At 50.3% G+C, this 14,635-nt stretch carries 11 protein-coding genes and 2 pseudogenes; 2 read left to right on the top strand and 11 right to left on the bottom strand.

All coding sequences use genetic code 11. The features are described 5' to 3' along the window. Positions 1-77 precede the first annotated feature (77 nt). A complete protein-coding gene (locus tag QQ055_RS09100; RefSeq protein ID WP_069967808.1) occupies positions 78-224 on the top strand; it encodes a chlorophyll a/b-binding protein in 147 nt (48 codons plus the stop codon). Between the two features lie 85 nt (positions 225-309). Here QQ055_RS09100 and QQ055_RS09095 read toward each other — a convergent pair whose 3' ends face one another. From QQ055_RS09095 to QQ055_RS09045, 11 genes and pseudogenes are all read right to left on the bottom strand, one after another. Continuing rightward, complete coding sequence (locus tag QQ055_RS09095; protein WP_284477129.1) at positions 310-1,596, bottom strand: M16 family metallopeptidase; 1,287 nt, start codon at positions 1,594-1,596, stop codon at positions 310-312. A 69-nt stretch (positions 1,597-1,665) separates the two neighbouring features. Further along, positions 1,666-2,945, bottom strand: a pseudogene (locus QQ055_RS09090) (M16 family metallopeptidase). A gap of 171 nt (positions 2,946-3,116) precedes the next feature. Beyond that, positions 3,117-4,067 carry a F0F1 ATP synthase subunit gamma gene (locus tag QQ055_RS09085; protein ID WP_069967805.1) on the bottom strand — a complete coding sequence of 317 codons (951 nt, stop codon included), beginning with the start codon at positions 4,065-4,067 and terminating at the stop codon, positions 3,117-3,119. Between the two features lie 78 nt (positions 4,068-4,145). Next, complete coding sequence (gene atpA / locus QQ055_RS09080; protein WP_069967804.1) at positions 4,146-5,663, bottom strand: F0F1 ATP synthase subunit alpha; 1,518 nt, start codon at positions 5,661-5,663, stop codon at positions 4,146-4,148. A 94-nt stretch (positions 5,664-5,757) separates the two neighbouring features. After that, the gene (gene atpH, locus QQ055_RS09075) at positions 5,758-6,318 is read right to left on the bottom strand and encodes an ATP synthase F1 subunit delta (RefSeq protein WP_071958164.1); all 561 of its coding nucleotides are present in this window, start codon (positions 6,316-6,318) and stop codon (positions 5,758-5,760) included. A gap of 3 nt (positions 6,319-6,321) precedes the next feature. Next, positions 6,322-6,855, bottom strand: coding sequence for a F0F1 ATP synthase subunit B (locus QQ055_RS09070; RefSeq protein WP_069967802.1), 534 nt, complete (start codon positions 6,853-6,855; stop codon positions 6,322-6,324). Between the two features lie 62 nt (positions 6,856-6,917). Continuing rightward, a complete protein-coding gene (locus QQ055_RS09065; protein ID WP_283358133.1) occupies positions 6,918-7,391 on the bottom strand; it encodes a F0F1 ATP synthase subunit B' in 474 nt (157 codons plus the stop codon). 108 nt (positions 7,392-7,499) lie between these two features. Next, positions 7,500-7,745, bottom strand: coding sequence for an ATP synthase F0 subunit C (atpE, locus tag QQ055_RS09060; RefSeq protein ID WP_006278178.1), 246 nt, complete (start codon positions 7,743-7,745; stop codon positions 7,500-7,502). Positions 7,746-7,854: 109 nt separating this feature from the next. Continuing rightward, positions 7,855-8,613 carry a F0F1 ATP synthase subunit A gene (gene atpB, locus QQ055_RS09055; RefSeq protein ID WP_069967800.1) on the bottom strand — a complete coding sequence of 253 codons (759 nt, stop codon included), beginning with the start codon at positions 8,611-8,613 and terminating at the stop codon, positions 7,855-7,857. A 50-nt stretch (positions 8,614-8,663) separates the two neighbouring features. Next, positions 8,664-9,018 (bottom strand): annotated as a pseudogene (locus QQ055_RS09050) (ATP synthase subunit I). Positions 9,019-9,532: 514 nt separating this feature from the next. Next, on the bottom strand, positions 9,533-10,732 hold the full coding sequence (locus QQ055_RS09045) for a class I SAM-dependent methyltransferase (RefSeq protein WP_284477130.1): 1,200 nt from the start codon (positions 10,730-10,732) through the stop codon (positions 9,533-9,535). A gap of 508 nt (positions 10,733-11,240) precedes the next feature. Here QQ055_RS09045 and QQ055_RS09040 point away from each other — a divergent pair. Beyond that, positions 11,241-14,630, top strand: a complete 3,390-nt coding sequence (locus QQ055_RS09040) for a phycobilisome rod-core linker polypeptide (RefSeq protein ID WP_284477131.1) — start codon at positions 11,241-11,243, stop codon at positions 14,628-14,630. Positions 14,631-14,635 lie beyond the last annotated feature (5 nt).

The following is a 14,635-nucleotide window of genomic DNA, read 5'->3' as shown; positions in this document are numbered from 1 at the left end:
TAAGAAATGTTGTCAACTCTGGCAGGCTGCGTTAAGTTTAATAACAGGTAATTGATTTGTAGTGCGAGGTCTGCATCATGACGGAAAATCAAGAATCCAAGTTTGGCTTTACTGAGTTTGCGGAAACCTGGAATGGTCGTCTGGCAATGCTAGGTTTTCTGATTGGTTTGGCAACTGAGTATCTGACGGGTCAAGGGATTTTATCTCAACTCGGCTTGATGTAGGTCTATCTGCCTTTATTCTCTAATAAACGCTTGAATGCCTGAGATATAAACTATCTCAGGCATTCGCATTGAGTTAGGATGGGGTTCACTCTTCTACAAAGGGATTCACAACTTCGGCCGGCCCGACCAGGGAGATGTAAGGGTTGGTAAAATATTTTTGGGCGATCGCCTGAGCTATGGGAACCGTAACATTACTGACATCAACTTGGAATTGAGTGTCAAAATCGATGCCTAAGCCAATGGTTTCGTACCATCCCAATACTTGAGCAATTTGAGCATTGGTTTGTTTGCCAAGCGCATATTGTCCTAGGAGTTTATTTTTGCTGGCTTGCAAGGCTTCTGGAGTGAGTCGAGTGGTGCAAAGGCGTTCGGCTTCCTGTTGCAGTCCTTCTAAGGCAACCGTGGTATTCGTGGGTGCCGTTCCCATATACAGCACAAACTGAGAGGTTTCGCTGCGGGTGGGATAGAAAGAGGAAACATCGTAGGCTAACCCCCGCTTCTCGCGCAATTCCACAAACAGGCGCGAAGATAACCCATTTCCTAGATAGGTGTTCAGCAATTTTAACGCCGCATAATCCTCGCTCTGGACAGAGGCCGCCAGATAACCTAGCATGACAATGGCTTGCTGGGTTTCCTGGGGAGAAATGGTCACGCCAGAGATGGGCGGAACTGTTACCACTGGGGAAGCCGGAAGGGGCGTTGCCGGGGGTTGCCAGTCGCCAAAGGTTTCTTTAATCAGCGCGATCGCATCCGGGGTGGAGATGCGGCCAGATAAACTAATAACAATGTTATCGGGTCGAAAATAGGTGGAATGAAAAGCCTGTAAGTCTTCTACTTGTAACTGACTCACCGTTGAGAGCGAACCCAACCCAGAATAAGCATAGGGGTGTTGCTGGTACATCGATTGACGCAACCCCTCTAAGGCTAGAGCAAACGGCTGTTCCTGCTGAGAACGAATCGCTTGCAACGCGAGGCGGCGTTCGAGTTCCACTTGAGCTGGTTCAAAGGCAGGCGATCGCAATAACTCGGCCGCTAGCCCTAAAATATCGCTAAAATCCGCTGAAACCGTCTTTAAACTCACCAAAAAGTAATCTGAGGCGGCATCTGCCCCCAAACTCGCGCCAACCGATTCCACTTTTTCGGCAATTTCCAGCGAACTCAACCGTTCTGTGCCTTTCGTGAGTACCGATGCTACGAGATTCGCCAGTCCCGCTTTTTCTCGACTCTCCCGTCGGCTTCCCGCTTTCACAAAAATCCGACCTGAAATGATATCAGCAGCGAAATTCTCAACTACCAATACCACCATGCCATTTTCTAACTCAATTCGATCGACTTGGTAGCTCTGTCGCGAAGGCGTCACACTTAGACTCACAAAGTTTTCCCTAATACCTAATCTTTACTGATGTTAACGACTTTCATCCCCATCCGGAGGCTAACAGAACTACCAGAGCGGTTTCATCACGATAGCACTGTAGCAATCGGGTGAAAGATATTGTTGGGCCAATGCCTGGATATCTTCGGGTTGCAAAGACTGAATGCAACGGGTGTAAATAGCTGCTTGCTCGGCTTGAGCAATCGTATTGTAGTAACCGTATAGTCCTGCAAGTTGGCTGGGGGTTTCCGTAGAGAAAGCGTAGTCATTACATAATTGTCTTTGGCAGCGCAGCAGTTCTGCTTCTGAAACCGGCACTGTTTGCAATTGTAACAAGCTTTCGCGAATGAGTTCTTCCACCTGCGGAAGCTCTTGCGGTTCTAGCCAAGCGGTGAGGGTAAATAAACTCGATTCTTTTTGCAAGGAAAAGTTACCGCAAATGCCCTGAACTAATCCTTGTTCTTCGCGCAATTGGCGAACTAACCGCGAAGTGCGACCCGAAGCCAGCAAAACTGAAATTAAGTCTAACCCGTAAGCACTTCTTAAGGAATCTACGCCCGGCCCCAACCAAGCCATCATTAAGCGTGCCTGTTCTAAACGGGGTAAATTCAGTTCGCGGCGGTAGGGTTGAGTCAGCCGGGGGGGTGATAGGCGGGCGGTTGAGGAGGGGGTAAGGGGGGAAAATGGCTTGTTTCAAACTCCGCAAAACACTCGCTGACTAAATCAAAGGCTTGAGATTGCTCAATTCCCCCAACCACCACCACGCTCATGTTATCGGGTCGATAATGCTGGCGGTGAAAGGCGCGCATTTGTTCCGGCGTTTGCTGCATCAGTTGAATTTGGCTGCCTAACACCGAACGGCCATAGGGATGGCTAGGATAAAGATTTTCAAGTAGCGTTTGAAAGCCTAGCCAATCGGGGTCATCTTGAGTTTGCCGAATTTCATCCATGACCACTTCGCGTTCCCGAAAAAATTCTTCCTCTGGAATTGCCGGATGCAGCAATAATTCTGCTAGATAGGGCAGCGTTTCTTTGAGATGAACGACCGCAGTAGTCATGAAAAAGTGAGCGTAATCGTAGCTGGTGGCGGCGTTACTTAAGCCACCCCGACTTTCAATCGCCTCGTCAAAAATCCCGGCTGCGAGTCGGTTGGTCCCTTTAAAGATCATGTGTTCTAGAAAATGAGCCATTCCCGGCGCATCTTCTGGATCGAGTTTGGCTCCGGCTTGTACCCAAACATCAACAACCACAACTGGAGTCGCAGGAATGGCTTGATGGATTAGGGTTAATCCGTTGGTCAGCGGGCAAATTTGGGCGGGGAATTGGGGGAGGGTCAGCAGTTGAGACAATCGCTTTCAATCAGGCCTACAAGTTTATGTCATTGTAGCTTCTGAAAGGGGGGATTTTTGAAACATTCAAAACAAAAAAAAGAAAGGACTATTCATCCTTTCTTTTCCCTTAAGATTCATCGCACTCTGGGTAGATTTTGCGTTAATCTCCAGACTTGCGCCGCAACCCGATTAACCGCCAATAGCGCTGGCACCACCAACCACTTCCAAAATTTCCTGGGTAATGGAGGCTTGGCGGGCTTTGTTGTAGGACAAGGTTAAGGTGGTAATTAGCTCTGAGGCGTTATCGCTGGCGCTGCTCATGGCCGTCATCCGAGCGGCGAGTTCGCTAGCGGCCGCTTCTTGGAGCGATCGCAATAATTGGTTATTCAAGTACAAAGGCAGCAGCGCGTCTAAAATCTGCACTGGGTCTTGCTCAAAAATCATGTCTCTGGGCAATGCGCGAGCCTGGGAGGTGACTTTCTCCCGCGTGACCTCAAAATCGCCCCCCCGCGAAGTGAGGCGGAAGATTTCGTCATCAGCAGCCTCTAAGCCTTGAGCATCCAAGGGCAGCAGGGTTTGCACCACTGGGCGAGAGCTGATTAAGGAGACGAATTTGGTGTAGACCAACTCAACGCGATCCACCACATCTGAGAGGAACAGCGACAGCAGTTCGTCAGCAATGGTAGAGGCTTCGCTGGCGCTAGGAATTTGCTCTAAGTTGGCGTAGGTTGCCGCAATCGGCGCGTTGCGGCGTTGGAAATGCTGAATGGCTTTGCGGCCGACTAAAACGTATTGATAGTTGAGGCCTTCGGCTTGCAGTTCTTTCGCCCGTTGTTCGGCCCGGCGGATGACGTTGGCATTGTAACCGCCGCACAAACCGCGATCGCCCGAAACCACCAACAACCCAACCGTTCTCACCGGGCGCTGTTTGAGTAACGGCAGGTCAACATCTTCAAATTGCAACCGACCTTGCAAGCGGTATAACACCTGGGCCAAACGGTCTGCAAAGGGGCGCGTAGCAATGACTTGCTCTTGAGCGCGACGTACTTTTGCCGCCGCCACTAGACGCATTGCTTCTGTAATTTTTTTCGTATTCTTAACCGACTGAATGCGATCGCGAATTGCTTTAAGGTTAGGCATAGTTTTGCGAATGGCGAATGGCGAATGGCAACTCAAAAAGGGGCGAGTCTCTAGAGTCAGACCAACCCCTTTTTCGACCTAAGCAGAGACTAAAAAGCTCTTTTTGTAGTCTAAAATTGCTGCTTTGAGCAGATTTTCAGCTTCTTCGGTCAGTTGCTTCTCGTTGCGGATAATTTCGAGGTACTTCGGCTGGCTGGTCTTGAGATACTCCCGCAGACCTTTTGCGTAGGCCGCCGCTTTGTCCACCGGAATATCATCCATATAGCCATTAATCCCGGCGTACACTAGCGCGACTTGTTCGGCAACGCTCAAGGGGGAGTATTGCGGCTGTTTCAGCAGTTCGCGCAGGCGTTGACCGCGTGCGAGTTGGTCTTTGGTGGCTTTATCTAAGTCAGACGCAAACTGAGCAAATGCTGCCAGGTCATCATACTGAGCCAATTCCAGCTTCAGCTTACCGGCAACCTTCTTCATCGCCTTGGTTTGAGCCGCAGAACCTACCCGCGAGACGGAAATCCCCGCGTTAATCGCCGGACGCAGACCGGAGTTAAACAAGTCCGCAGACAGGAAGATTTGACCGTCGGTAATTGAAATAACGTTGGTCGGGATGTATGCCGATACGTCACCCGCTTGGGTTTCAATAATCGGCAGAGCGGTCATGCTCCCTTCGCCTAGTTCGTTGCTGAGTTTAGCGGCACGTTCGAGCAAGCGAGAGTGGAGATAGAAAACATCTCCAGGATACGCTTCCCGTCCGGGCGGACGACGCAGCAGCAAGGACATTTGGCGGTAAGCTTGGGCTTGCTTGGACAAGTCATCGTAAACCACTAGGGTGTGGCGGCCGCGATACATGAAGTATTCGGCTAAGGTTGCGCCCGCATAGGGAGCCAAGTATTGCAGGGTAGCGGGGTCGCTCGCGTTAGCAGCAACGATGATCGTGTAGTCGAGCGCGCCGCGTTCTTGGAGAATTCCGGCAACTTGAGCCACGGTGGAGGCTTTTTGACCGATGGCGACGTAGACGCAGATCACGTTCTCTTCTTTTTGGTTGAGAATCGTGTCAATAGCAACGGCGGTTTTCCCGGTTTGACGGTCGCCGATGATTAATTCCCGCTGTCCGCGACCGACGGGAATCATCGCGTCAATAGCGGTAATCCCGGTTTGTAGGGGTTCGTATACGGAGCGGCGTTGAATGATCCCCGGAGCCATCGATTCAATTAAGCGGGTTTCGCTGGTATTGATATCGCCTTTACCGTCGATGGGACGACCGAGGGGATCGACGATCCGACCGATCATGGCGTCGCCTACGGGGATCTGAGCAATTCTGCCGGTGGAGGTGACGGAACTGCCTTCTTGGATGTCGCGACCTTCACCCATGAGTACGGCCCCGACGTTATCTTCTTCGAGGTTAAGGGCGATCCCGACGGTGCCATCTTCAAACTCTAATAATTCGCCGGACATGGCTTTATCTAAGCCATAAATCCGCGCGATCCCGTCTCCAACTTGCAGAACAGTCCCGACGTTAGAGACTTTAACCTCTTGGTCGTACTGTTCGATCTGTTGGCGAATAATGCTGCTAATTTCGTCAGGTCTGATACTTACCATTGTCCTAGTCTTGAGTATTGAGTGGTTCGCAATTGTGCTGAGTCTTGAGGTAAACCAATACGGCTCAAAACTCGAATCTTCTTGGAGACTGGGTTTAGGTGGCGCTGGTTAAGCGAATACCAATCCGCCGCAGTTGACCCCGCAAACTGGCATCGATCACTTGAGAGCCGACTTTGATAATCACGCCCCCAATTAAGCTGGGGTCGAGTTTGGTTTCGAGTTCGACCTGTTGTGCTTCGGTCATGGCAATTACGCGATCGCGAATCACCTGTTTTTGATCGTCGGACAGTTCGACAACGGAAGTGACTTCCGCTAAAACGGTTTTATTAAGTTTCCGCAGTAAGGCGAGATATTGTTGGGCGATCGCATCTAAAAATTGAATCCGACGCCGATCGACTAACAACGACAAAAAGTTAAGCGTATACGCGTGAATTTGCTCGCCTGCAAGTTGCTGCAATACGGCTTTTTTCGCTTCGGGTTTGGCGATTGGGTTTTCGATAAATTGCCGCAGTTCTTCAGAAGTTGCTAACAATTCTTTTAAAAACCGTACGTCTTCCCCAAATCTTTCTACGAGGTCGTTAGCCTGTCCTAAAGACATTAATGCTTCTGCATACGGCTCAACGACGGCACCGACTAATGTTCCACTCCCTTTCACGCCTTAACCTCCTAGCATTGCAATGCTGCGATCGACGAGGCGCTGTTGGCGATCTTCATCAAGCTGCTCTTTGAGTTGAGCTTCGGCTCGCGCTAATGCCATTGTTGCCACGCGCTGACGCAATTCGGCGATCGCTCTTTCGCGTTCGACATTCATCTCTTGGGTGGCTGTTTCCCGCAGGCGTTCGACTTCCTTGACCGACTGAGCTAAGATTTCTTCTTTGGCTCGTTGGGCGTTGTCTTGTGCTTGCTTGCGGATGCGTTCGGCTTCGGCTTGAGCTTGAGCTAACTTTTGTTGCTGTTCCGCTAAGGCGGCGGCGGCATCTTTTTGCCGTTTTTCAGCATCTTTAATCGCTGCTTCAATTTTAGCTTGGCGATCGCTCAAGGTTTTCCCCAAAAAGCCGCGCCCAAAGTAAAACAGCACCCCAATAATGATGACCAAGTTGATTAAATTGGTTTCGAGCAGGTCAAAATTTAGCCCGAAACCCCCTTCATGTGCTTCTGCTGCCTCTGTTGCCAGCAACCAAAAAGTACCCATGTGACTCAACCCATAACAGTGCAAGTTAATTCAAATCCTGGTGGTGTTTCTAGACGCGCCACCTAGACTTGAAGGAGTTTGTCTAAAATTTGGCGACTGAGGTCATCCACCTGTTGCTCTAACGAGCTGAGGGTTTCTTGTTTTTGTTGCTCAATTTCTTTAGCCGCTTGTTCTCGCTTCGCCCCGGCTTCGCCTTGAGCTTGTGCTAGTTTGTCTTGGGCAATTTTTCGCGCATCCTCTTGGGCCGACGCGATCGCACTTTGAGCTTGTTTGCGGGCTTGTGCGAGTTCTTCTTCGTACTGTTGGGCTAACCGTTCGGCTTTGGCTAACCGTTCGCGCGCCTCAGTCAAATTTTTCCGCACATAGTCATTACGTCCGTCTATGGCTTGACCGAGGGGCTTGTAAAAAATAGCATTGAGTACCGCAGTTAAAATTAAAAACTGCACCGCCATCAACGGCAAGGTGGCATCAATGTCAAACAGCCCTCCAGATTTTGCAGTCTCCTCAACGGCTAGTAAGATCGTCCATTCTGTCATGTTTATAATTCCCCATCGTCAATAGAGGGGTTAGGCAACCCAAAGTGCAGTGTTTTTATAAGGTGCAGAGATGCGAGTTTTCGCACCTCTACACAGGGAGGCTAAGACTTACGCGAAGGGGTTAGCAAACAGCAGTACGAGCGCAACCACTAGACCGTAAATGGTGAGTGCTTCCATGAACGCCAAGCTCAACAGCAAGGTCCCGCGAATTTTGCCTTCAGCTTCAGGTTGACGAGCAATCCCTTCTACCGCTTGACCTGCGGCGTTACCTTGTCCGATACCAGGGCCGATTGCAGCCAAACCAACCGCGAGAGCAGCAGCAAGAACGGAAGCAGCAGAAATTAACGGGTCCATAACGATTCTCCTTGAATGAGCGTAAAATTGAACAAAACAAGTTATCTAACAGAGCGGGTCGCTCTTACCGTGCCAGATTTCTTCCCAAGCACATCAACCCCTGAAGAGTTTAATGAGCCTCTTCTTCATGGTGATGATCTTCTAGAGCTTCCCCAATATAGGCAGCCGCCAACGTCGCAAAGATTAAGGCTTGGATAGCACTGGTAAATAAACCTAATGCCATAACTGGTAGGGGAACAAATAAAGGCACTAGCAGCACTAGCACTCCGACAACCAGTTCGTCAGCGAGGATGTTGCCAAATAAACGGAAGCTCAATGAAAGGGGCTTGGTGAAGTCTTCAATGATTTTGAACGGTAACATGAAAGGTACTGGCTCAACGTAGTGAGCAAAGTAGCCTAAGCCAAGCTTGCTGAAACCTGCATAGAAGTAAGCTAGCGAGGTTAACAGCGCTAGAGCGACCGTTGTGTTGATGTCAGCCGTGGGTGCGCCCAGTTCGCCCGAAGGCAAATGGACGAGTTTCCAAGGAACTAGGGCCCCTGACCAGTTCGACACAAAGATAAACAGAAATAAGGTACCAACAAACGGTACCCAAGGACGATAGTCTTTTTCCCCAATCTGGTTTTTCGCTAAATCTCGGATGAATTCCAGCGCATACTCCATGAAGTTTTGCATTCCGGTGGGAATACGCTGCAAGTTCCGAGTCGCGGCTAGGGAGGCGATGACCAATAGGCCAATCACAAACCAAGAGGTAAGGAAAATCTGTCCGTGAACTTTGAGGTTCCCAATTTGCCAATAAAAGTGCTGACCCACTTCTAGTTCAGCAAGGGGTAAGCAGTTGTAGGCTTCTAGAAGATTTAGCGTTTCCATTCAGATTCCCAAGGACTCAAAGCCAGCAAGGAGACTTAAGGCGAACTAATCTAACGCGGATTGGGCAGAAATGTTGTCCGAAGTACGTAAACGATAACTGCGGCCTTATAGGTCAGAAATCCCAAAAAAAATTGGGACGATTTGTAGCTGTTTCCATTGAGTTGCGACTATAATCAACCCAATAAAAAGCGCTAACCGCGTATTGCTTAGACGTTCTTTTTGCCGTCCGAGCTGCTCTACGTTTTTCGCCAACATTCTCAAGTAAACCACACCTGTGCACGCCCCGATGACATAATTCAGAGCGATGTTCAGGGAGTAGAAAATCCAGACGAAAATAAAAATAACGCCTGCGATCGCCAACGTACCGATAAACAACTCCTGTTGCAGTCGGTAATATTCCTCCATTGAGGCGTTTGGCTCTTCGTTGAGGGAATCTGGCGGATTCGGATTCCCGTTGGGGGTGGTTTCGTGAGATTCGTCGGAAGTGTTCACAACGACCTTGCGTTAAATCAGTCCTGGTGCTTGACTTGTGAAAGACAGACCATGAGGAATCATATCACGTCTAGGGATCGCTCTAAAGAATTATTAAGCAACTTGGAAGAAATCTGGAAATTACCCAATTTCTCCCATTTTCTAGAGCAATAGGGGTCTTTTCTTTGCGTTACTCCCTGGTTTGGAAGAGGATGGGGATGGGGAGATGGGGGGGAAGAAAAGAGTTGGGAATTAGGAGTTAGAGGGAAGAAGGGAGTTGGGAATTAAGAGTTGGGGGTTAGGGAAGAAGACACAGGAAAAGGGCTACACACCAAGAACCGCGCAACTACTTCTCACTCAGCACACCGCTACGCGGAAGCAAGCACAGCACTTTACACTCAGCACTCAGCACTCAGCACTCAGCACTCACTTCCCCCCACCCTCTTCTTCACTCGGAACTCGGAACTCGGAACTCGGAACTCAGTAGGATGAGTTGTTGTTCAATTAGCTTGCGGATATCGCTAAACTCTAAAGGAGCGATCGCCAGAATCTCTTGGATATTTTTTTGACCGTCGCAGGCTTGGAGGAAGTTAAACTCGGACTCTGAGAGGTTAATCAGTTGGTAGTCGTAGTTGAATAAGCAGCGACTTGGCCAACCGTCGATACAGGGATTGATTTCTGGGATGGCGCTGAGTAAAGCTTCCTCGGAACACCAGTCCGCTTTGGGGAGGGGGGGACGGGTGAGGAAGAATTCGTAGTGGGTGACGTTTTCCGGGTCTAGGAGTTCGATGAGGCGGTACAATTGGCGATCGCTTAAATATTTCGCCCGTTCTACCAAATCGGGATTTTTGCCCAAAAGTCGCTCAATTTGCCAGTTACGGGGGTTGGAAAAGCCCACGAATTCTAAGCCAGAAGCATCAATTAACTCAAATAGGGTGTCAATGTTGTAGTCAATTTCCTGGGGATGCACGTACATATCCGCAAAACAAGCATCCCGCTGATTTTCCATTGACCAGCGATCTTGTTCTCGCTTGACAAGACGGTTATTTTCTGGTAGAGAGGAGAAGATTTCCCGTCCTACCCGAACGCCATCGCGATAGTCGCCCGGTTGCTGCAAAAGCGCGATCGCCTTCTGCATCAGTTGAATTTCCCAGCGTCCCAACTCCGCATACACAAAGATATGCATTAACCCACCTGGAGCCAACTTTGGGGCTAGGGATTGAATCCCGCGAATGGGGTCAGGCAAGTGATGCAGCACGCCCACGCAATTAATTAAATCAAATTCCCCCGGAACTTGTCCCACATCGTACAAGCTGAGGTGATGAAATTCTACCCGGTTTGCGCCCGAACGCTGACAGCGCTCCTTTGCCACCTCCAGCGCCCCCGCACTCAAGTCAATTCCCACCACTGACGCTTGGGGGTTGAGGTGTACCAAATACTCCGTCCCAACGCCCGTACCGCATCCGGCGTCTAGAATGCGAACGTTTTGGCGTTGCGGCTTTTGTCCCGTGCAGAAATTATAGGCGGCTAGCCAATTCCAGCGCCAGTTATAACCCGGAGGCGGTTCATCAAGTAACGGTTCCGGCGGGAAGGGATAGGTATCGTAGAGCTTGGCAACTGCTTGGCTAATCGCTTGAGAATCTGACATGGGAAACAATAAAACTTAAATTAAAGTAACTTTGGGTAGTTTAGCGATTTTCTACTCTACACCGATCGCGATCGCCATGCCGAACCGGGATCGCTCGCGTCAGCAACTGTTGAGAAGGTAACAAAACTTATCTTTTTTCTCAGAGAAGGGGCTGCGATCGCCTATGATTGACTTCGTTACGCTTTTTAATAAACAAAGGGACTCAACCCAGACTAATCTAAATACTGAGCTGGTTAGCCCTAGGCAAGCATTGCGCGACTTTTTTTCACCCACTGGGAGTTCAACAAAAGTCCAAAAGCCAATGGCTGCCAAGTGGTCATAATAAGTCAATCGATTGAAAGATTGCCGATTGGAAATTTGGGATTGGGGTTACTGGATCGGAGGCCCAAAAGCCCTGAATAGCAACCAGCAAGCCAACCATCCTTTCATCCCAAATCCTTTCATCCCAAATCTGAGAACTCAGGTTTAAAGCAAGTAAAGCATTCTGAAGGGAGCCAAGAATTAGCGCATGAGTATCAAGGCAAGTGGTGGAAGCTCAGTTGCACGCCCGCAACTCTATCAAACCTTACCAGTCTCAACCATTGTTCAAGCCGAGCAACAAGACCGCTTTCCAGGGCGCGGAGAGTTAAACGAACTGTCTAACTACTTCAGTTCCGGGTTAAAGCGCTTAGAAATCGCTGAAATTATCACCAAAAACTCAGAACTGATCGTCTCGCGTGCGGCCAACCGGATCTTCACGGGGGGTTCTCCCATGTCGTATCTGGAAAAGCCCAGAGAACAGGTGATGGTGACAGCCGCCGCCGGAGCAGGTGGCGACGACATGAGAAAAGCCGTTTCCTTGGGAACCGCCACCTACGTTGAAAGTAGCGGCGGATTTCTCGAAGGACTGCGGAATCTCTTTAGCGCAGGCAGCGGAGGCCCCATTCCCACTGGGTTCCGTCCGATCAACGTGTCTCGCTATGGCCCATCCAACATGCAAAAATCGCTGCGGGACATGAGCTGGTTTTTACGCTATGTCACCTACGCGATCGTTGCTGGCGACCCTAATATCATCGTCGTTAACACGCGCGGTCTTAGAGAAATCATTGAAAATGCTTGTTCCTCGCAAGCCACCATCGTTGCCCTTCAAGAAATGAAAGTGGCAGCGGCGGGTTACTTCAGACAAGATGACGAGGCTAGCACCATCGTCAATCAATACTTCGACATTTTAATCACCGAATTTAAAGCTCCGGGTCCCTCGGACAAATTACGGCAGCGCCCGTCTGGGGATCAGCAAGGCTTGCAGTTGCCCCAAAGCTACTTCAACGCCGCAGAACGTCGCCCCAAATATGCGATGAAGCCCGGTTTGTCTGCTTTTGAAAAACAAGAAGTTGTCAAAGCGGCTTATCGCCAAGTTTTTGAACGCGACATTACCCGCGCCTATTCCCAATCGATTTCTTACCTAGAATCTCAGGTGAAAAACGGCGATATCTCCATGAAAGAGTTTATTCGCCGCTTAGGGAAATCGCCCTTATATCGCAAACAATTCTACGAACCCTTCATCAACAGCCGGGCCTTAGAACTCGCCTTCCGTCACATCCTCGGACGCGGCCCCTCTTCGCGAGAAGAAGTTCAACAATACTTCAGCATCATCTCCAAAGGCGGTCTATCTGCCCTGATCGATGCCCTGATCGATTCTCCAGAATACAGCGATTACTTCGGCGAAGAAACCGTTCCCTACCTGCGGGGATTGGGTCAAGAAGCGCAAGAATGCCGCAACTGGGGACCCCAACAAGACCTGTTTAACTACAGCGCTCCTTTCCGGAAGATTCCGCAGTTTATTACAACCTTTGCGCGTTATAACCGTCCTTTACCGGATCAACACCCCTACGGTTCTGGCAACGACCCGCTGGAAATTCAATTTGGGGCAATCTTCCCCAAAGAAACCCGCAACCCCAGCGCCAGCCCTGCGCCGTTTGGTAAAGATACCCGCCGGATTCTGATCCGTCGCGGCCCTGGTATTGACAACCAACTCAGCAACCCGGCGGCTCGTCCGGTTGCGCCCGGTAGCTTAGGCCCCAAAGTGTTTAAGCTCGACCAAATTCCGAGTACCGTTGGTAAAAACAAGGGTGCCAGCGTCAAGTTCAGCGAAAGCTCTACCCAAGCGGTGATTCGGGCTTGCTACTTGCAAGTATTTGGTCGCGATGTTTACGAAGGTCAGCGGATTAAGGTAGCCGAAATTAAGCTGGAAAACGGCGAAATCACCATTCGCGAGTTTATCCGGATGTTGGCGAAGTCTGACCTGTTCCGCAAGATGTACTGGTCTTCGCTGTACATTACCAAGGCGGTTGAATATATTCATCGCCGCTTGTTGGGTCGTCCAACCTACGGTCGGGGAGAAATTAACAAATACTTCGATACTTGCGCCAAGAAGGGCTTCTACGCCCTCGTGGATGCGATTATTGATAGCCCTGAGTATAACGAAGCCTTTGGCGAAGATACCGTTCCTTACGAGCGCTATTTGACTCCGGCGGGTGTTTCGTTACGCACGCGCGTGGGCAGCCTGCGCCCGGATGCTGGGGTACCGCCGCAGAAAGAAGAAACGCCGCGCTTTGTGGAGTTGGGCCAAGTTACCGAGATCCGGACTGAGCCGGATATTGAATTCCGCATCAGTCAAGGGGTGAGCGCTAAACGCGATCAGCGTAAGGTGTTCAAACTGCGCGACTTGAATAACAAGACAGAAGTAGAAACCCTGATTCGGGCGGCTTACCGTCAGGTGTTTGAGCGCGATGTTGAACCCTACGTAGTCAAGAATGAGTTCACGGTGCTAGAAAGTAAGCTCCGCAATGGGGAAATTAACCTCAAGGAGTTTATTGAAGGCTTAGGCGGTTCTGAGCTTTATATCCGCGAGTTCTATACGCCGTATCCGAATACGAAGGTGATTGAGCTGGGGACGAAGCATTTCCTCGGTCGCGCGCCTTTGGATCAGAAGGAAATTCAAAAGTACAACCAAATTCTGGCCGCGAGCGGAATTCGGGCTTTTGTCGGCGCAATGGTCAATAGTGCGGAGTATGCTCAAGCGTTTGGCGAGGATACGGTACCGTACTACCGCTACAATACTTTCCCGGCGGCGAACTTCCCGAATAGTGAAAAACTCTATAACCGCTTGACGAAGCAAAATCGCGAGTTGGTGGTGCCGAGTTTTGAGCCTGTGAAGTCTCGGATGGATAGCTCGAAGCTGCCGATGACGGGCAAGGCGATCGCAGATTTGGCAGCTCAAAGCCGTCAAATGGATATGAGCCAACCGAAGTTTATCGAACTCGGTCGTTCGTTTAATGATGGTCGCGGCCAGTCTGTCGAGGTGGGTGTGGGTACAACCCGCCGCAAACCCGCCCGCATTCACCGGATGACCAATGGGGCGAACCAAGCGGAAACGGCTCAAACCATCAATGCCATTTACTGTCAGGTGATGGATGTCTTTAGCGGTCAAGTGCCGGGAGAATTCCGTCGTTCTGATTTGGAAAGTAAGCTCCGCAATGGCGAAATCTCGGTTCGGGAGTTCGTTCGCGAGTTGGCGAGCAGCGAAATCTACCGCAAGCGTTTCTACACGCCGTATCCCAACACCAAGGTGATTGAATTCTTGTTTAGACACCTGTTAGGCCGCGCTCCGGCGACGCAAGCGGAAATTCGTCAGTACAACAAGCTATTGGCAGATGGCGGTCTGAAGGCGGCTGTGGTGGCAATGGTGGAAAGTGCTGAGTATGCTCGCTTCTTTGGCGAAGATGTGGTGCCTTACAAGCGCTTCCCGGCGCTACCCGCCGGAAATTACCTCGGAAGCGCGATCGCCGATACGGATCTGGTCAAACAATCTTGGTCGGATCTGTCGCCTTCTACGATGGGCGGACGATTCAGCCGTTAAGCGGT

This window comes from Geitlerinema calcuttense NRMC-F 0142, assembly GCF_030285425.1.
This window is presented reverse-complemented; position numbering and strand designations above follow the sequence as displayed.